14 protein-coding genes are annotated in these 20,192 nt (G+C 30.7%); 2 read left to right on the forward strand and 12 right to left on the reverse strand.

The features are described 5' to 3' along the window. Positions 1–44: 44 nt before the first annotated feature. From CLHOM_RS09010 to CLHOM_RS09030, 5 genes are all read right to left on the reverse strand, one after another. A complete protein-coding gene (locus CLHOM_RS09010) occupies positions 45–2,168 on the reverse strand; it encodes a heavy metal translocating P-type ATPase (RefSeq protein WP_052221367.1) in 2,124 nt (707 codons plus the stop codon). 16 nt (positions 2,169–2,184) lie between these two features. Beyond that, on the reverse strand, positions 2,185–2,553 hold the full coding sequence (locus tag CLHOM_RS09015) for an ArsR/SmtB family transcription factor (protein ID WP_242846757.1): 369 nt from the start codon (positions 2,551–2,553) through the stop codon (positions 2,185–2,187). 132 nt (positions 2,554–2,685) lie between these two features. Continuing rightward, positions 2,686–3,780, reverse strand: coding sequence for a GGDEF domain-containing protein (locus CLHOM_RS09020; protein WP_052221369.1), 1,095 nt, complete (start codon positions 3,778–3,780; stop codon positions 2,686–2,688). A gap of 158 nt (positions 3,781–3,938) precedes the next feature. Next, on the reverse strand, positions 3,939–5,855 hold the full coding sequence (cooS, locus tag CLHOM_RS09025) for an anaerobic carbon-monoxide dehydrogenase catalytic subunit (protein ID WP_052221370.1): 1,917 nt from the start codon (positions 5,853–5,855) through the stop codon (positions 3,939–3,941). 66 nt (positions 5,856–5,921) lie between these two features. Continuing rightward, positions 5,922–8,312 (reverse strand): diguanylate cyclase, encoded by a 2,391-nt coding sequence (locus CLHOM_RS09030; RefSeq protein ID WP_052221371.1) that lies wholly within the window; start codon positions 8,310–8,312, stop codon positions 5,922–5,924. A gap of 368 nt (positions 8,313–8,680) precedes the next feature. Between CLHOM_RS09030 and CLHOM_RS09035 the strand changes: the two genes are divergently transcribed. After that, positions 8,681–8,908, forward strand: coding sequence for a FeoA family protein (locus CLHOM_RS09035; protein WP_052221372.1), 228 nt, complete (start codon positions 8,681–8,683; stop codon positions 8,906–8,908). A gap of 26 nt (positions 8,909–8,934) precedes the next feature. Continuing rightward, a complete protein-coding gene (feoB, locus tag CLHOM_RS09040; protein ID WP_052221373.1) occupies positions 8,935–11,049 on the forward strand; it encodes a ferrous iron transport protein B in 2,115 nt (704 codons plus the stop codon). Positions 11,050–11,258: 209 nt separating this feature from the next. On the opposite strand, the gene CLHOM_RS09045 is transcribed toward feoB, so the two are convergent. From CLHOM_RS09045 to CLHOM_RS09075, 7 genes are all read right to left on the reverse strand, one after another. Beyond that, positions 11,259–11,453 carry a 4Fe-4S binding protein gene (locus CLHOM_RS09045; protein WP_052221374.1) on the reverse strand — a complete coding sequence of 65 codons (195 nt, stop codon included), beginning with the start codon at positions 11,451–11,453 and terminating at the stop codon, positions 11,259–11,261. A 102-nt stretch (positions 11,454–11,555) separates the two neighbouring features. After that, a complete protein-coding gene (locus tag CLHOM_RS09050; RefSeq protein ID WP_052221375.1) occupies positions 11,556–12,047 on the reverse strand; it encodes an HD domain-containing protein in 492 nt (163 codons plus the stop codon). A gap of 18 nt (positions 12,048–12,065) precedes the next feature. After that, positions 12,066–13,238 (reverse strand): GGDEF domain-containing protein, encoded by a 1,173-nt coding sequence (locus CLHOM_RS09055; RefSeq protein ID WP_052221376.1) that lies wholly within the window; start codon positions 13,236–13,238, stop codon positions 12,066–12,068. 137 nt (positions 13,239–13,375) lie between these two features. Continuing rightward, positions 13,376–14,224, reverse strand: a complete 849-nt coding sequence (locus CLHOM_RS09060; RefSeq protein WP_052221377.1) for a methyl-accepting chemotaxis protein — start codon at positions 14,222–14,224, stop codon at positions 13,376–13,378. 224 nt (positions 14,225–14,448) lie between these two features. After that, positions 14,449–16,572 carry a sensor domain-containing protein gene (locus CLHOM_RS09065; protein ID WP_082204390.1) on the reverse strand — a complete coding sequence of 708 codons (2,124 nt, stop codon included), beginning with the start codon at positions 16,570–16,572 and terminating at the stop codon, positions 14,449–14,451. Between the two features lie 115 nt (positions 16,573–16,687). Continuing rightward, positions 16,688–18,307: a sensor domain-containing diguanylate cyclase/phosphohydrolase gene (locus CLHOM_RS09070; protein WP_052221379.1), complete on the reverse strand. Its 1,620-nt coding sequence runs from the start codon at positions 18,305–18,307 to the stop codon at positions 16,688–16,690. A 38-nt stretch (positions 18,308–18,345) separates the two neighbouring features. Further along, positions 18,346–20,190, reverse strand: coding sequence for a SpoIIE family protein phosphatase (locus CLHOM_RS09075; protein ID WP_052221380.1), 1,845 nt, complete (start codon positions 20,188–20,190; stop codon positions 18,346–18,348). Positions 20,191–20,192: the final 2 nt, after the last annotated feature.

Genomic DNA, 20,192 nt, shown 5'->3' on the forward strand with positions numbered 1-20,192 from the left:
TACTCAATTGTTATGTTGGACTTTTGGGTACAGGATTTAATTTTTTATTGTGTTTTTAGTGCTCTCATGGAATTTAAAATAGCGATTACTGCCACACCTACATCTGCAAATACAGCCTCCCACATGTTTGCAAAGCCTAAAGCTCCAAGAAGTAATACAACTAGCTTAACCCCTAATGCAAAAATAATATTTTGAAGTACAATGCTTTTTGTTCTTTTAGATATTTTTACTGCCGTAGCTATTTTAGATGGTTCATCTGTCATGATTACTACGTCGGCAGCTTCAATTGCTGCATCAGAACCTACTCCTCCCATGGCAATGCCTATATCAGCTCTAGCCAGTACAGGTGCATCATTAATTCCATCTCCGACAAAAATTATCTTTCCTTTGTTATTCTTATCTGTATCCATCATTTCAAGTTTTTCAACTTTTTCTCCTGGTAATAACTCAGAGTATATTTTCTCTATTCCTAATCTTTTTCCTACTGCTTCTGCAGCTAGCTTTGAGTCTCCTGTAAGCATTATAATTTTCTTAATTCCCATTTCTTTAAGAATATCAATTGCAGCTTTTGAATCCTCCTTTATTTCGTCGGAAATCACTATATAACCACAATATACTTTATCTACAGCTACATAAACAATAGTACCTATTGCATCAACTTCATTAAAACTAATATTATCCTCTTTCATTAGCTTTGCATTACCTACTGCAACTTCATTTTCTTTTAGTTTTATCCTTATTCCTTTGCCTGGAATTTCATTATACCCTTTTATTTCGCTTCTATTAATGTCTTTTCCATAAGCCTCCAAAATAGATAACCCTATTGGGTGATTAGAGTAAGCCTCAGCAAAAGCAGCATATTCTAATAAATCATCCTTTGAGATTGCTCCTGTGGTTTTTATTTCTGTAACCTTAAATACACCTTTAGTTAGAGTTCCTGTCTTGTCAAATACAACTGTATCTACCTGGTTAAGAGCCTCTAGATAATTTCCTCCCTTTACAAGTATGCCATTTTTTGATGCTCCTCCTATACCACCAAAGAAACCTAAAGGAATTGATACTACTAAGGCACATGGGCAAGACACAACTAAAAATACCAGTGCCCTGTATATCCATTGTTGGAAAGTAGCTCCCTGAATTAATAGTGGAGGTATAATCGATAAAATTAAAGCCGTAATTACTACTGCTGGTGTATAATATCTTGCAAATTTAGTAATAAAGTTTTCAGTTGGTGCCTTTCTGCTGCTAGCATTCTCCACTAAATCTAATATCTTAGCTACAGTAGAATCTTTAAAGACTTTCTCAACTTGTATACTTAATACCCCATTTTTATTGATAAATCCACTTAATACCGAAGCTCCAGCTTCCACCTCTCTTGGCACAGACTCACCAGTTAAAGCTGATGTATCTAACATGGATTTACCTTCTAATACTCTTCCATCAAGAGGAATTTTTTCTCCTGGTTTTACAACTATTATATCTCCAACTTTTATTTCTTCTGGACTTACCCTTTTTATATCGTTATCTATTTTTAAATTAGCATAATCAGGTCTAATATCCATAAGCTCACTAATGGACTTTCTAGACTTTTTAACAGCCATGTCTTGAAATAGCTCCCCTATTTGGTAGAACAGCATAACTGCCACTCCCTCTGGAAATTCTCCAATTGCAAAAGCCCCCACAGTAGCAATACTCATTAAAAAGTTTTCATCAAATACTTGTCCTCTTAAAATGTTCTTAATAGCCCTAAGTAATATTTCTCCACCAACTATCAAATAGCTTACTAAAAATAGAGTAAATTCAATTTTTTCAGGAAACTTGAAATAAAGTGCACTGAAAAATAGTACTAAACCTACAGCTATTTTAAATATTTCTTCTTTATAACCTTCATCGCTGTCTTCATGAGAATGATGCTTTTCTGCTTTAGTATCTTCTCTATTTATAACCTTCACTTCGGGCTCTATCATTTTTACTATATTCGCAGCTTCATTTAATATTCTATTAAAATCACTATTGTGATCTAAATTTACTATAAGCTTTTTAGATACAAAATCTACAGTGGCCTTGTCTACTCCTGAAATTTTATTGGCTTCTCTTTCGATTTTAGCAGCACAATTTGCACAACATAAGCCTTCTAGAAATAGCTCTTTCTTGTTTTTATCACCCATTCTATGTCCCCCTTAGTTATTTTTCATTGACATGAGCGTAACCATAATCAAAAATCTTTTTTATATGATCATCATCTAATGAATAGTATACTACCTTTCCTTCTCTTCTATGCTTAACCAATCTAGTATGCTTTAGTACTTTAAGCTGATGTGATATAGCTGATTGACTCATTCCAAGCAACGCTGCCATATCGCAAACACACATTTCAGCTTGAAAAAGAGCATACAGTATCTTCGTTCTTGTAGTATCTCCAAAGACCTTAAAAAGCTCTGCTAAATCATACAAGATTTCGTCCTTTGGCATACCTTTTCTAACCGAATTTATAATATCCTCGTGAATAACGCTACAGTTACAGCTTTCTATACAGTTTTCGTTTTTATTCAATAAACTCCCCTCCATTCATATGAATGTATATTCATATGTTCAATAATAGTATATTACTATGTTCTTATTTAGTCAATACATTATTGAGATAAAATAAAAAACTGTGTTATTCACACAGCTATAATTATATTTCTAATCATTTATTTTTAATTTACATGCATAGCAGACCTTATTCCTTCCTGCTTCCTTCGCACAGTATAGTGCCTGGTCAGCTTTAAGTAATAATTCTTTTAAATTCTGTGCATTATGAGGAAATGCAGCTATGCCAATAGAGATGGTAATTTTAATTTTTTTATTATCTAGCAAAAAGAATTTATTATCTTCGATACTCTTTCTTATATTTTCTCCTATTTTAAAGGCTTCTGAAGGAGTTCTTCTTGGAAGTAACACTGTAAACTCTTCTCCCCCATTTCGTGAAACTATATCTCCTTGTTTGCAGTTCAACTTTAAAATATAAGCTAATTGCTGCAGTACAGCATCACCTGAACTATGTCCATAGGTATCATTTACTAGTTTAAAATGGTCTATATCAATCATAAGTATACATAAGTCTTCGTGGTTTTTCTTAGCATCCTCTAACAAGGAGGTTGCCAATTTCTCAAATCTGCGTACATTATTTAAACCAGTTAGAAAGTCTACTGAAGCTTCAGCCTTATATTTCGAATACTTGTGATTAGATAAGTCTATGCTTTCTCGGAAAAAATAAATTATAATTGCTGCGGAAAAGTTCATCAAGAAATAATACATTAGAACTATATTTTTATTAGGAACATTCCAAAGTAAGTATGAAATAGTAACTAGTAATGCTAATATAGCGCCTCCAGCTTTAAATACCCAGGTTTTAAAAGAAGAAAGCTTTCTCCTCTCTATATAACTACATACTAATACAGTGGCTGTTATATTACATAAGGCTAATAAAGCAGACAAATTAACTCCATAATATAGTGCTCTAAATATTATTGTAATAAGTGCTGTTATCAAACAAACAGTAAATCCGTAATAGGAAGCTAAAACAATGGAAAAATTTCTCAAATCTAAAATAGTACTTGTCCCAACTATTTTTATAGTTGACAACATAAGAATTATAGAAAGGATTCCAAACATTACACCAATGAAAATTCTTCTTTCTAACTTACTTAGGTCAAAATCTATATGCCTTATAATGCTGCCCATAATAAATAGAAATGTAATCATGGTAAGAAGATTTATATAAAAATCATATAGCATAAATTCTCTCCTTAATCAAATTTAGTATACCTCTATATAAATATCGGTCAAAAAACTATGTTAATTTACATAATTCTACACCTTTTCAATAACTGTTTCAATTTATTATAATAAAAATAAACTCACACCTATTCTCTTGTAAGTGTGAGTTTTCTATTTTAGCTTAATCCCATTTTCTTTCTCTTATTTACTATATGTGCTTCTATATTTTTTGCAACTTCTACAGGATCATCTCCAAGAGCCACCTTACCACCAGTAATATCTTCTACTTCTTCAGTTAGTAGCTTTACAAGCTTAGGGGCACCAGTCATAAATGGAGTTGGAGATAAATGAGTATATGCACCATATGCTATTGCAAATATTCCATCTATAGTAGCCTTTTGTTCCATCCATTCTGGGGCAGTAACTGCTATTGGCAAATCAGATACATCTACATCTAAGTGATCTGCAAGAGCAGTTACAAGCATTGATATTCTTCCTGTATCTGTACAAGTTCCAAAGCTTAATACTGGAGGAATCTTCAATAAATTACAAACTTCTTTTAAACCTTCCCCAGCTATTTCATTTGCCGCTTCTAAAGTGCACAGTCCAGCTACCTCTAGTGCATGGTTTCCGCAGCCTCCTGCAACAACTAATATATCTTTTTTAATTAATTCCTTTGTAAGATTTACTGTATTCCAGTCTTGTGGACCGTTTCTTAGTGTTGAGCAGTTTGCAAGTGCTACTACACCTTTAATCTTTCCTGCTGCTATTACATCTACTAATGGATCAAGTTTATTTCCAAGTGCTCCTAAAACTGCTTCAGTTGAAAAGCCTGCTATTGCCTTTTGAATTTTCTTTGGAACCATTGGTTGAACTTTGCCTTTGCGCTTTTTAAAGTTTTCTATGGCTAAATCAATTAAGGTATCTGCCATTTCATTTACTTTTTCAGGATAGTATGGAATCTTATGATTGAGTCCAGGCAAGTCTATAATAGTACTTATACTCACTAAAGTTGCTTGATATCTTTCTGCATAGTGATCTATGGCTGGTGGTGAACAGTTTTCTTCCATTGCTAAAACGTCTACTGTCCCTGTAGCTAAAAGAGGTTCTATAGACAACCAATTACCCATTAAGCCTACAAAAACATCATCTACTTGGAATCTTTGTAACAATTCTTGACCTGTTTCAATGGAGCCTACTACACGAAGTCCCTTTGCTCCGGCTGCTTTTGCTTTTTCTTGAACTTCAGCTAATCTTGCCTTCTCTATTGTAGCAGCTCCACCCCAAGGTTGGTGTCCATTAAATACTACATTTACGTAGTCCGGATCCATGATACCTAAGTCTACGTTTACTTCATGAGGGGTAGGTGTTCCAAATAAAATATCTTGAACCATTTCAAGTCCAATTTGAGAATTATATATAGTAGCTATTCCTAATCGAAGTGCCTTTGCAGCTAAAGATTTATAGCTTCCATCTACATTTGTTAAGCAGCTAGCTACACAGTTTTGCTCTTCATGAATTGTTCCTTTAGGGTAAACATTTATCTTCTTCCAAAGTTCTTTTCTTTTTCTTGGTGCAAAAGCTTCTACCATAAGGTTCTCATCATCTTCAGCAATTTCTTGTTGTCTTTGCAACAATTCTGCTAATTGTATAGCCATTTGGTTTGTATCTTGATTTGTATTAATTCCTAGCTTTTCACACATCCATTTTAGCTTATTTACATCTTTAATTGTAAATGGGGTTTTTCCTTCTCCTGTTGCTTTCAATGTACGGAAGGCTTCATATGCATGATGGCTGTATGTACCTGCCCCCATTATATTTTTTAATAGGAAATTTCTCATGGCCATTGCATCTGGTCCAATTCCACATACACCTTTTTCTGGTTCACCTTTATCATTTATTCTACATGGTCCTTGAGAGCATAATTGACAGCTTAATCCTTGAAGACAGAATTTACAACGTATCTTTTCCTGCTTAGTCCATCTGTCAAATACATTAGACATTCCATCTTCTCTAATTTTTTTTAGCATCTCTTCAACGGAATCGTGGTAGCTTACACGTCCTTCAGCTTTTTCTAATATAGTTTCACTCATAGAAATACTCACCTCGTTTTAAATTTTACTAATAGTAAGATTTCCATATAGGAGTAAAACTATGTATTAATTATGAATATATTCTACTCTATTTCTTCCATTCTTTTTAGCTTCATATAATAGCATATCTGCTCTTTTGATTACAGCTTTTGAATCATCATCATTTATATATTCTGTAAGCCCTATGCTTACTGTAATTCTCAAAGTTTCTATGTCAAAAATATAATCCTCAACTTTTTTTCTTATCGATTCTGAAATAGCTAAAGCATCCTCCTTATTTAAATCTGGTAATACAACTACAAATTCTTCTCCACCATATCTTCCTAATAGGTCTTTTTCTCTAGTGCACTTATCAATTATTCTGCAAAGTGTTACTATAACCCAATCACCTACTTGATGACCATAGGTATCATTTACCCTTTTAAAGAAATCGATATCTATCATCATAACCCATAAACCATGGTTAAAAAATTTAGCCTTACTTATCTCATCTTCAAGTCTCTCATTAATATATTGATGATTATATAAGTTTGTAAGACTATCTCTTTTAGATATATCTTGGAGTTCTAAATTTGCCTTGATAAGTTGAGAATTTCTTTCACTCAATTCACTATTCATTATCTCTATTTCTTCTTTTGCCTTCCTAAGCTTGTCCTCCACTTCTTTCCTTTTTGTAATATCTCTTCCAACGAAAATCATCCCATAGGGCTCATTTTTTTCATTTCTCAGAATATCAGCATTTACTTCTGTTCTATATGATGTACCATCTTTTTTTACCATGGTATATTCTACAGGTTCTTGTGTTCCTAGGAGCATATCAATAAATTTACCTTTTGCCTTTTCTATATCACTTTTATGTATCATAGAAAATATATTTTTCCCAACAATTTCATCTGACTTTTCATAGCCACCTACTTTGGGAGCCGCATCATTAGCATAAGTAATTCTTCCTTCTAAATCTGTGATTACCACAGGATCTGGTAAAGACATAATCAATTTATTAAATAATTCTTGGGATTTAGCAATACTTTGCTGCATAAGCTTTTTTTCATTTATATCATTAATACAGTTGAGCAAAACTTCTTCTCCCTTATATTTTGCTGAAACTGCAGATATATTGCACCAAAAGTGTTCCCCATTTGCTTTTTTAAGTAGTGTTTCTTTATCTTTTATAAAGCCCATTTCTTTAACTTTATAAAAGATTTCTTCTCTATCTTTAGTATCAAAATAATACGATGCACTAGGTCTACCTACTACATCCTTTAATCTAACGCCAAACATTTTTTCTGTATTTTCATTTATATAAATAACCTTTTCATCAACCTTTCTTGTTAGTACCAATCCTAGGGGCATGATTTCTACCATAAGCTTAAAGATTTCCTCTGAATTTTCCAGCTTTTTAGCAGTCTCTTGATGTCCTCTTATTTCATTATTAAGTTGTTTTAAAAGCCTTATATCTTGTCCAACAATTAATATTCCTAGTAATCTTTCTGAACTTTCATCTACTATAGGAGTACAAGAAATACTAACAGGTATTAGCTCTCCTTTTTTATTAGCACATTGCAATTCCTGAAATCTAGATACATCCTTTCCCCAATTTCTATTTACATGCATCTCATGAACAACCTTGTCCTTTAATACATATGTAATAGGACGGTTTATAAGTTCCTCTAAGCTATATCCTAATAACTCAAATGTATGCTTGCTTATTTTAATTATATTCCCCTCTGGATCAAGTAAAAAAGTTAGGTCCATAACCTCAGTAAGCATTTCCTCAGCAAGTATAGAATTAGGAATCTGCATGAATCCGTATTTTGTTATTATATAATAAACCCCTAGAATGCTTATCATCATATAAATTTGACCCATTAAAGGAATCTGTTTAAATCCTAAAGCCCCCAAAAAATCTTGTGTAATTAGATTTAAAACAAAAGGGATGCTTGAAGTAATGACTATAATTCTGGCTTGTCTTTTTACTATCTTTTGTTCCGATAGCCTTCCCCATCTGTATATTATCAAAATGCTGCATAATAAATATCCGAAATTATACCAGAAATTTCCTTTATAAAAAAGTTGTTCTACTAGATAAGTGGTTTTAATATCTGGTGAAAATAGGAAAATAACCATATATAAAAATATAAATGCTGGAATATAAATGATTATTGTGACAATCTTATTTTGTACATATTTATTTTTAGTGATATTTAATACTAAATCTAAAGCTATGGCACTAAAGGTACACCATCCAAAGGCTGATACTTTATTCCAAAAAGAAAAAGAGTAAACATCGCTTGCAAGATAAGCAAAGGCATAGGCAAAAGACCACAGTGCTATACTTACACATAGCAATAGAAATACTCTATTAACTTTACATTTACTATTTAATCCATAAGCATATAATCCTATATGCAGATAAATTAAAGATGCTAGAAAAGATATAATCGAGTATACAATCATAATACTTACCACCTATACTATAATTTTATTTTTAATTAAATTAAATATTCAAAAATAAATATTATTTGATAATGATTGTTTATTATTATCATTCTAGCATATTATTCTATTATTTGCTAATTTTATTAAAAACTTTTTACAATAAGTTTCTCTATAGCTGTATTTATTAGATATTCTAATAAAAGCTTACCTAAACCTTTTCCTCTATTTTCTCTTTCTTATAATTGTAATATAAAACTATTGTATATTGCAACCGTTTTTCAAATTTCGTAACACTTACTTTTAGAAAATCATAGTATATAAAAGACAAGGTTAGTCTAGGTTAACATTTGTAGCCTATGCAATTTTAAATAAATGAGGTGTATGCAATGAATCAATTATCTGAGATACAAGCTGGCGAAACAGTAATAGTGGAAAGTTTATATGCTAAAGATTTATTAAAAGAGAGGATGCTAGCTTTAGGTATGACAAAAGGGGCTAAAATTGAAGTAATTAGAAAAGGTCCTGCAAATAATCTTACAGTTTATAAAATAAGAGGGAGCATGATTGCTTTAAGAAGAGAAGAGGCATCTTTAGTCCATGTTTCTATTAACTAATTATTACTTTTAGGAGAGTGCATTTAATGGGATTAACTTATAAGACTTCTCAAAAAAGTTCATTAAAAGATATGTTTAATATAGATAAAAATGAAAAGGAACATGTTATTACATTAGCAGGAAACCCTAATACAGGCAAAAGCACAGTTTTTAATTCTCTAACTGGTCTAAGGCAACATACAGGCAATTGGCCTGGAAAAACTGTTGTAAATGCTATGGGCAACTTTAATTATAAAAATGATAACTATATCTTAGTTGATTTACCTGGTACTTACTCAATATTTGCCTCCTCTGTTGAGGAGGTAGTTGCTAGGGATTTTATATGCTTTGGGAATCCAGAAGCAGTCATAGTAGTTGCTGATGCTACTTGTCTTGAGAGAAACTTAAATTTATTATTTCAAATCATGGAACTAACAAGAAATGTAATTCTCTGCATAAACCTTATTGATGAAGCTAAAAAAAAGAATATTACTGTAGATGGAAGAGGTATAGAAAAAGAGCTTGGAATACCTGTAATTTTAACAGCTGCAAGAAGTGGATTCGGCATAAATGAACTACTTGAATGTATTAAAACTGCAACAAAAAAAGAATATAGCTTCTCAAATCTAAGAATTACTTATTCTGATGAAATCGAAACTTTAGTTAGGCAATTAGAACCTTTGGTTACTGAAATAATCCCTTCCATAAATTCAAGATGGCTTTCACTCAGATTAATTGATGGAGATAAAGGCATTTTAAACTCAATGGAGCAGTACTTATCAGATGAAGAAATACTAAATTTAAAAGCTATTAGTGAAAATTTAAAACTGCAAAGTTCTAGAGAAAAAATAAGAGAGTATATAAACGAAGAAAATTATAAGACCGCAAAATTAATTAAGGATAGATATGTTAAAGAAGATGCAGAAAGATTTAAAAGAGATGAAAAAATAGACAATATTATAACCTCAAAAAGATTTGGAATTCCTTTAATGCTTTTATTGTTAGGCGCTATATTTTGGATTACAATCAAGGGAGCAAATTTACCTTCTCAGGTACTATCTGATATTCTTTTTTCCTTTGAAAAAAAGCTTACAGCTTGGTTTACTTACTTAAATGCTCCTACCTGGCTTCATGGTGTATTGGTACTAGGTCTATATAGAACTTTGGCTTGGGTTGTTTCCGTTATGCTTCCTCCAATGGCTATTTTTTTCCCAATTTTTACTCTATTAGAGGATTTGGGTTACTTACCTCGCATAGCCTTTAACATGGATCATCTTTTCAAAAGAGCCTGCGCTCACGGGAAACAATGCCTTACCATGTGCATGGGTTTTGGATGTAATGCAGCTGGAGTAATTGGCTGCAGAATAATAGAATCCCCTAGAGAAAGGATTATAGCAATTTTAACTAATAACTTTGTTCCCTGTAATGGAAGATTCCCAACACTTATTGCGATATCAACTATTTTTTTTACAATGAGTTCTGATAAGAAAGTGTCTTCGCTTATTCCTGCTTTTTCTGTAACTCTACTAGTAATAATCGGTATAGCGGTAACACTTTTTGTATCCTATCTTTTATCTAAAACAGTTTTAAAGGGGGTACCCTCTTCTTTTACCTTAGAGCTTCCTCCTTACAGAAGACCTCAACTATTACGATTAATATATACTTCAGTAATTGATAGAACCATATTTGTATTACTAAGAGCTGTATTGATAGCTGCACCAGCAGGAGCCATTATATGGGTGCTTGGAAATGCTTTTATCGGAAACATGAACATTTTAGATCATATAGCTAGTTTTTTAGACCCAATAGGAAAATTCATTGGACTAGATGGCTTTATTCTAATGGCATTTATTTTAGGACTTCCTGCAAATGAAATAGTTCTTCCTATTTTACTTATGGCTTATTTATCAACAGGATCAATAATAGAATTTGATAGTATTGAAGCATTAAATAATATATTACAAAGTCATGGTTGGACACCATTAACTGCCCTTAATACTATGCTCTTTAGCTTACTCCATTGGCCATGTTCTACAACGATATGGACAATAAAGAAAGAAACTCAAAGCATAAAATGGACAGTATTCTCTATTGTTATACCTACTTTAATCGCATTTTTAGTATGCTTTATTACAACTTGTATTTATAGATTCATAACATAAGAAAAATGCATCGCATTTTTCTTTTAGGTACTAGGTGCTGGGTACTAGGTTCTAGTGAATGATGTTTTGCTTAGGCAAAACTACTATCGCATATTGTAGCTTGCTACAATGGCGGATTTCATAATTAAGCTCTGCTTAATTATTTCAATTTCTAGTACCTAGCACCTAGAACCTCAAGAATTTTACGTCGTAAAATTCTTATAATCTAATTAAAATCTAAGCGCTCCATGAGGACAAGCTGCTATACATTTTCCACAGCCTATACACTTTTCTGCATTAACATTTATTTCTCCTGAGAAAAATCCAGTTTTTTTGAATTCAATAGCTCCAACAGGGCATGCTCTTTTTGCTCTACAAAATGGTGATTTATCACATCTATCTTTTGCTAATTTTACTTTTTTCATCATAACCCTCTCCTTTCAAATATACCCCCTATGGGTATATTTGAATTATATATATTTTCTTCTATTTAGTCAATATGCTTTGACAAAATTTTAGGATTTTAGCTACAGGTACATACTGGTAAGATACTCTGTACCAGTATTTGTCTTAAAACACTTTTCCTTTACTATGGCTACATTTTTCCTTTCTATATTATCTTCATAAATATTTACAAGAAAGTCTGCTTCCACAAGTATTTGAAAATCTAATAAATCAATTTTAGAATAGGTATGATGATTACCAATTAAAAAGCAAATCCTGTCTAATATTTTTTCTTCTAATTCAAAAGAATATAATAATTCTCTAGCAACTCCGGGACCTTCTATTTCTTGATAATTTCCAGCAGAAGAGTTGTATTTTTCTTCACTGACTTTTATACCTATATCATGTAAAATAGAAGCTACCTCTAGAATATATAGCTCTTCCCCATGCAAACCTTCCTTCTCACCTATGCTTTTGGCAAAGGTATGAACTTTAAGTGCATGATTTATTCTCCTAACATCATTTCCAAAATACTTAATCATAGTTATTAAAATGTCATTTATATTATCTTTCATTTCAACTCTTCCTCTCCCCTAAATAGAATTTATATTTTTGAAACAATTACGGCCTTCCGCTTTAGCAATATACAAGGCCTTATCTGCTGTTTCTATACACTTAAATATGTCATCTTTATTTTTTACCCTTGATGTAGAAATGCCTAGGCTTATACTAATATATTTTTCAACCTTAGAGCTATCATGTGAAATTTTTAAGTTTAGAACACTCCTTCTTATTATTTCTGCAATATTTAAAATCTCCTGCTCCATTGTATCAATAGCTGCAAGAATAAATTCTTCTCCTCCAAAACGTGCTACAAAATTATTGTAATCTTTTGCAATTGAGTTTATCTCCTGCGCTACTGAGACTAATACCTTATCACCAGCACTATGCCCATAATTGTCATTGTACTGTTTAAAATAGTCTATATCCATCATTATAATTGACACTGTAGAGTCTTCCTTCAAGTTAAATTCATAAGCAAAATCTATGAAGTTTTTAAAGCTTCTCCTATTTGGTATCCCAGTAAGTTCATCTATTAAAGTAAGCTCTTTAAGCTTCTCATTTGCTTTTTTAAGCAATTCCTTGCTTTTAAAATCATTATAATAATTTAAGTATAGTACTCGTGAAACAATAAAAGCCTCAATAGAAAACACCGCTAGATTTACATAATGGCCAATAAGTATATCTGTAGATTTTTGGAAGAATGGTAGTCCTAAAAATAGAACTAACAATGAAATAGTAAATGGTATTAGCAACTTTTTAATATCTAGATAAAATATTACACAAACTGTTATCATATTCATCATAAATGCCATTAGTTGCCCATACAGTTCTTGATCCATTAAAGATATATAGCTTCCCCATACCATTATTAGAGTTACATATATTATTAATCCTAGCTCACCTTTTTTGATATTGCATTCTGTTTTTGTGCATATACATTGATTTTTTTCTATAAATCTGAGGAAGATGATATTTATAAAAATCATAAATAGATACATAAATAAATATTCATTAAAAAGAAATTTATCATGAACCTTCATTACAGAAGAAACAATATCAATAAGGCTTAAAATAATCTCTAATATAATTACTACCTTACCAAATACCTTCCCTCGACGCAGATTGTCTATTAATATATTCTTTCTTAAGTTTTCTTTTTCATTTTCTTCAATATTGTTTAAAAATAATTTTGATAAGTCCATTTTATCTCCTATACTGTGCCCAATTATTCTACATTAAACAAAAACCTGCATAACACACTATAGTATTTTGCAGGTTATATTCTACGTATATATAATATATAAATATGCATAAACAGTAAAAATGTTGTAAACATTTACTATTTAATTGAAGCTAATGCTTTTTCTACAAGAACTTTAGAAATAGTATTAAGCTCCTGTGTACTAGCCGAAAGCTCTTCTAATACTGCTGATTGGTTTTGAAATTCTGTATTTTCATCTGAATAAATTTTACTTATATTATCAATAGATTCAACAAGCTCTTTTATAATATTGTTTACTGATTTTACAGAATCATTTGTAGTTTCTGATAGCTTCTGAATTTCTTTTGCTACCACGTTAAAGCCTCTTCCATACTCACCAGCTCTTGCAGATTCAATTAGTGAATTTAGCCCTAGTAACTTTGTTTTATTAGATACTTCTCTAATAATATTCAAAACCTGATTAGTATTATCTGCTTTTAATTTAACAGAGTTAATTTCTTTTAAAATATTATCTCCCTGTACCGCCACATGTTGAACTGAAGTAGCTACATTGTTTATTGCTATAGTTATTTGTTCTAAATTTTGAAACAATTGTTCAGATAATGCATGATACTCATCCTGATTTTTAAGACTCCTGCAGATAGCTAAACATCCTATTATAACATTATCCTTTTTAATAGGAATAGAAGTAGTTTTCATTAAAAACCCAAAAATTTCTCTTGGTGTTAAATTTGTTAACACTTTGTCTTGCTTCATACTAGCAAAAGCAACTGTTTTTTCGCTTATTCTATCTCCTTCTTTTAAATTAATAGAAAATTCATCTAAATTTCTTATATACAAGCAGTACTCCCTGTCGTATAAAATAATAATTAATGGCTCTTGCACAATATCATCAATCAATGGTATCAAATTCTTGTAATACATAAATATATCCCTATACTCTTCATTATAAGTATCTAGCAACATACATAACTCACTCCTTCTCTATTATAAAATTTTCTAAATCCGTTCTTCTAATACTTTTACTAACTTAAGTAAATTATACACCATTCCTATATAATCTTCCATAGAATAGGTAAATTTAAATATCATAAATTTACAAATTTCGATTTACCCTTTAATAATAAAAAATTACCCCACATGAATTTTCCTGGGGTAATTTCTTTTATCTATATAAAATGCACAAATATCTATAGCTCTTTAATATTATTTAAAAACAACTTTTCAACTTCTTCTTTAGTAATAGGTTTACTAAATAAATATCCTTGTCCGTAATCACAGTTGCTTTGCTTTAGGAATAATTCTTGTTCCTTAGTTTCTATTCCTTCTGCTACTATTTCTAAATTTAAGTCATGAACTAACTTAATAATTGACTGAATAATAAGATTGTCTTGTCCTTTATTTGATATGCCTTTAATAAAATCTCTATCCAGCTTAACTACATCAATTGGTAACTTTTGAATATATGTCAAGGAGGAATAGCCTGTCCCAAAATCATCAAGGGCAATCTTCATACCCATGTCCTTTATTTCTTTTAAAATCTTCATTGATACTTCTAAATCTTGAATAACAGCTGTTTCCGTTACTTCCAATTGAATTTCGTCACATCTAACTCCTGCACCTAGTACGCACTGGTTAATATCCTCTAAAAATTTTTCATGTGTAATTCGTTTTCCCGAAATATTAATTGACATCTTAATATGTTTATAACCTTGCTGCTCCCAAGATATTTTTTGCATTAGAGCAGTATTAAAAACCCATTTACATATATCGTAAATTAATCCTGTTTCTTCTGCTAAAGGAATAAATTCAATTGGTGGAATCATTCCCTTAGTAGGATGAATCCATCTTATTAGTGCTTCCACACCTACCAATTTACCATCTTTCAAATCTATTATTGGTTGATAATAAAGAATAAATTCCTTATTGTCTATAGCATGGTAAAGATCACTTATGGTTTTTATCTGTTTTAAGTTTTTCTCCTGCATTTCATCAAAGTAAAAGGAATAATTATCCTTCAAGTCTTTCTTAACAAAATACATTGCTATATCTGCATTCCTAAGTAACATGGCTAGGTTATCCCCATGCTCAGGATACATAGCAATTCCTAAACTAAAAGAAATAAAGAATTCTTGCTTATCAATGACCCAATGTCGTCTTAAGTGTTTCAACAAATCTTGAACTCTATTTGTTACCTCCATCCTATCCTCTACATTTTCAAAAATAAGAGCAAATTCATCTCCACTTAATCTTGCTACAAAATCTGGGCTTTTTATATTTCCTTTTAATATGTTAGAAATATCCTTTAGAAATAAATCTCCAGAAGCATGTCCTAAAGTGTCATTTATATTTTTAAAATTATCTATGTCCATGTAAATTAGAGCAAATTTGCTGCTAGTATTACATTTTTTATTTATTAAATCATTCACTTTTATTTCAAAAGATACTCTATTGGGAAGCTTTGTTAAAATATCAAAATAGGCTAAAGAATTCAGTTTATTTTCAATTAATTTTTGCTGAGAAATGTCTGTATGAGAACCTGCTACTCTAATTACCTTACCTTCTACATTCCATATTGCTTTTCCCTTACTTAATATCCACTTATAACTTCCATCTTTACATTTCATTCTGAATACATCTTCGTATGAACCTATTTGAGATAAAATATACTTATTTAGCTTCTTAATTACCTGTTCCTTTTCACTAGAATGAATCAAATTTATAAATGCATGGAAGGTATTATTAATTTCATTTTCTTCATAGCCAAGGTAATTTTTCCACTTTTCAGAAAAGTAATATATCTGTTTTTCCACATCCCAATCCCAAATACCACAATCAGCACCTTCAACTGCCAATTCATACCTTTGCTCACTAATCATTAGTGCATTTCGGCTAATTTCTAATTCATCAAATTGTTCTTTTAATTCCTCTTGTAGGGCTATTAATTCTTCATTAGAAGCATTTAACTCTTCATAATTACTGAAAATTTTTTTAATTGCTTTTTCAAAGAGCAGAAGTCTTTTTAGTACAAGTGAATATATTAATATGGTTGTTATGACTACATACATCCATCCTTTATATGTAGCAAGTTTTTTAAAGGTTTCTATATTAGGAACAATTCTACTCAATAACTCATCCGATAGTAAAATCCACAACGCTCCTACAATTCCATATACAACTGCAATCTTAATGGATTCAGAATAAGACTTAATATTATAATCATCATCTAAGTAATAGTTGATATCTTTATCATTTTCAACGTTTCTACCAAAATATTTTATAAACTTTTTAAATATATTTAACAATACTATCATCACTCTTATATCTATTAACTAATGATTTTACATTTAATTAGTTAATGTGTCAACGACTTGAAATAGTACTAAAATTATAAAAAACTCAACCATCCTATAATGGTTGAGTTTTCAATTAATTCAAGTATAACTTTTCTTTAATAAACAATTCAACTAGCTGTGGATCAAATTGTGTACCGCTACAATTAATTAATTCTTCTAGTGCTTCACTTTGCCCCATTGCTTCTCTATATGGGCGATGATGAGTCATAGCATCGTAAGCATCAATAATTGAAACAATTCTAGATATTAGTGGAATTTTATCCTCTTTAAGCCCGTTGGGATAACCTTTACCATCCCATCTCTCCCTTAGAGCATGAATGCCTTGGGCTAAGTTCGGTTCGTCTATTGATAGAGCTATTCTATATCCAATTTCAGTATAACTTTTTATAATCTCTCTTTCAATTTCTGATAAGGGTTGTTTTTTTCCCAAAACTTCACTTGGAATTGATATCTTTCCCACATCATGTAAATATGCAAGAAGCGAAAGATCAGCCATCTCATTAGAACTTTCCTTAATATTTAGTGCCTTTGCAAAATTCATAGCCATGCTTGTAACTCTAGCTGTATGTCCATCATCTTCAAAACACTTTTCTATAAGTGCCTTCTCAATATTAAGAATTATTTTTCTTCTTATTTTCTTGCCTTCAATAATTTTATTATTGTACATTTTGTTCTCAGCCATACTAAAAAGTTCAAGAATGCTAGTATTATGATCTCTTATAGTTGCAGAACCCAAGGAAATACTTACTTCAATTGGACTTGGATCAAAATTGCTGCATGTTGATTCTATTTTACTTATTACTCTATTAACTTCCTGTTCACTAGTGTTTGGAAGCAGAACAAGGAACTCGTCTCCTCCCCATCTTGAAATTATATCAGTACTTCGACAGGAAGATAAAAGTATTTTAGATGCATTTACTAAAAGCTCATCCCCATATGCGTGTCCAAAAACATCATTCGTAAGTTTAAGTCCATTCATGTCACCAACAATGATGCTCAACGGCATACAAGCTTCGGTTTGAAGTTGTGATATAATGCTGTTAATATATGCTCTATTGAAAAGAGATGTTAGCTTATCATGATAACTTAAAAATAAAATTTGTTCTTCTGATTTCTTTTTTTCTGTTACATCTGTAATAATAAGCATTATTAATTCTTCGTCTCTTATATCATCTTTATTAATTAATTTATAAGATATATTGACATATACATTGTTTATCTTAAGTAAACTTGGAAGTTCCATTAACAAATTAAATTTACGTTCAATATCTTGTGTATCAAATATTTCTTCAAATACCCTTTGGTAGAGAACATTTTGATTAATATTATCACTCTTTAGTAATTCAAAGATATTAACATTAGAAATTTTCCTACCAAATATTCTCACACATTCTGAGCTGTATTCCTTATTAACTATCATATTTCTTCCAAAGGTAAGAAAGCCTTGATTAGAATTGTCTAGAATATTTCTAATTTCAAATTCCCTTCTTCTTAGCTCGCTTCCTTGAGAATCACTTATTTTTACTGACTTATTTGCAAATTTAAGCAGCTTTTCATAGTTTAGAGCAAGATTTCTATAAGCCTCAATAAGCTCATTTTCTTTATACTTTAGATTTTTTAAATTATCCATTGCTGTTTTTAACACAGCAAGTTCCTGATTAAAAATTTCATTATTAAAGTTATATGACGACATAGTATCAAATCCTTTTTCATTTTTAGCTAATGATTTATTTAAGGCTTAAAACCAACCATCGTTATATCATCTCGTTGTGCTTCACCATTCATATAATTATTAAGGCTATTTTCAAAAATACTCTTTTGTTCCTCCAAAGAATTCTCTCCATTGCTTAAAATTAATTGTTTAAGCCTATTTTTCCCATAAGGCAAGTCCTTCTCTCCGCCATTTTGATCTATATATCCGTCAGTAGTTATATAGAATATGTCCTCATCTTTAAAAGTAATTTCAACATTGGTAAATTGGAAGTCATCACTAGTATTCCTATATCCTATTCCTTTTGTATCTGCCTTAAAAAATGTTATATCATTTTCATGTTTTTTATAAAGCGGAATCTTAGCACCAGCATATATTAGCTTATTGTCTTTTGAAACATATATGATAGCTGCATCTAACCCATCATCAATACCATTTACATTATTTTTATTATGCAGTGTTTCTTTTAAATTCTTGTTCATTTTACTTAATATTAATGCCGGATTATTGGCATTTGATTCGTTAATTATATGATTTAATATTGAGTTTATTGACATTGTCATAAGAGCACCAGGTACCCCATGTCCAGTGCAATCTCCAAGTATTAGAATATATCCATCTGTGAACTTTTTAATAAAATAAAAATCTCCTCCAACAATATCCCTAGGTCTCCATAATACAAAATATTCTCTAAAAAGTGAATTTAGTTCATCACTTGTAGGGAGAGTAGATTCTTGAATAATCTTTGCATATTCAATGCTATCTAATATCTTGTCATTTTTTTCTTTTAATTCTTTAGTTCGTTCTTCAACCTTCTTTTCTAATTCCTGACTTAAAAGTACAGCTCTTTTATATGGATTAGAAATTCTATTGGAGATAATATAAAATATAAATACTATTAAGATGATAATTACAAATGAAGCCGCTGATGTATTTAGCTTTATACCATTTACCATAGAAATGCTCTCACTTCTAGGCATTTGAAAAACAAGCTCCCAATTTGCAGATTTAATAGACATGCATACTACGTCAAAGGTCTCTCCAGCACTGTTATTATAATCAAATATTTCTTCATCAAGGTTATTACTTATATTGTTATTTACTATCTTATTTGTAACAGAAGTTGGAAGAAATTCATTAATGTTTTTCCCACTATGTTCTATATCTTCTGATAAATAGATTCGTCCACTTTTATCTATAAGCCACATATTGCTATAATCTCCAAATTTGTAGCCTTCAAATTCTTTTGAAATATCTTTTAAGCTCAATCCAACACCTGTTATTCCTAAGGGATCATTTTCATTTCCAACTAATGCATTAATAAAAACAAAAGTATCCTTACGTTCCTTATTATAATCAATTGAAATATCAATAGCACCTTTAGATTTTATTGTGCTGAAAAACCAGCTATCATCTGGGTCTTTTTCAGAAAGAGTATCAATAAGCTTCCCACCCTCTGCCCAGTAATGCTTAGTCAGATTACTTACTATAAATGAATTATCATAATCATATTTTTTTGCTATATCTGTTATTTTCTCCTTAGCGTATATACCTAATGCTTCATTTTCCTCTTTACCTACTAACCATTCTCTTATCACAGGATCCTTAGCTAGTATAAAAGAGGTTTCTTTTGCTCTAGATATTCTTCCGTCTATTTTTGATGTTATAGATTGTGCTATATATTTCAGATCTCTAGATTTTAGTTTTTCTACAATAGAATATTTAGCAATTCTATAACTTATAAGTCCCATTAGACATACAGCTATTACTATTATGGTATTCGCAAAAAAAATCAATTTAATTGTACTATCATCTATAATCTTTTCTTTTATTTTTTCTTCCTTTGCAATTTTATTAAAAAACATAA

It is taken from the genome of Clostridium homopropionicum DSM 5847, from assembly GCF_001263795.1.
Lineage (GTDB): Bacteria > Bacillota > Clostridia > Clostridiales > Clostridiaceae > Clostridium_H > Clostridium_H homopropionicum.

Coding starts and splice junctions, on each gene's coding strand:
- CLHOM_RS09010 (WP_052221367.1), bottom strand. CDS start 2,168: ATGGGTGATAAAAACAAGAAAGAGCTATTTCTAGAAGGCTTATGTTGT.
- CLHOM_RS09020 (WP_052221369.1), bottom strand. CDS start 3,780: ATGCTATATGATTTTTATATAAATCTTCTTACCATGATTACATTTCTA.
- cooS (WP_052221370.1), bottom strand. CDS start 5,855: ATGAGTGAAACTATATTAGAAAAAGCTGAAGGACGTGTAAGCTACCAC.
- CLHOM_RS09030 (WP_052221371.1), bottom strand. CDS start 8,312: ATGATTGTATACTCGATTATATCTTTTCTAGCATCTTTAATTTATCTG.
- CLHOM_RS09035 (WP_052221372.1), top strand. CDS start 8,681: ATGAATCAATTATCTGAGATACAAGCTGGCGAAACAGTAATAGTGGAA.
- feoB (WP_052221373.1), top strand. CDS start 8,935: ATGGGATTAACTTATAAGACTTCTCAAAAAAGTTCATTAAAAGATATG.
- CLHOM_RS09045 (WP_052221374.1), bottom strand. CDS start 11,453: ATGAAAAAAGTAAAATTAGCAAAAGATAGATGTGATAAATCACCATTT.
- CLHOM_RS09050 (WP_052221375.1), bottom strand. CDS start 12,047: ATGAAAGATAATATAAATGACATTTTAATAACTATGATTAAGTATTTT.
- CLHOM_RS09055 (WP_052221376.1), bottom strand. CDS start 13,238: ATGGACTTATCAAAATTATTTTTAAACAATATTGAAGAAAATGAAAAA.
- CLHOM_RS09060 (WP_052221377.1), bottom strand. CDS start 14,224: ATGTTGCTAGATACTTATAATGAAGAGTATAGGGATATATTTATGTAT.
- CLHOM_RS09065 (WP_082204390.1), bottom strand. CDS start 16,572: ATGATAGTATTGTTAAATATATTTAAAAAGTTTATAAAATATTTTGGT.
- CLHOM_RS09070 (WP_052221379.1), bottom strand. CDS start 18,307: ATGTCGTCATATAACTTTAATAATGAAATTTTTAATCAGGAACTTGCT.
- CLHOM_RS09075 (WP_052221380.1), bottom strand. CDS start 20,190: ATGTTTTTTAATAAAATTGCAAAGGAAGAAAAAATAAAAGAAAAGATT.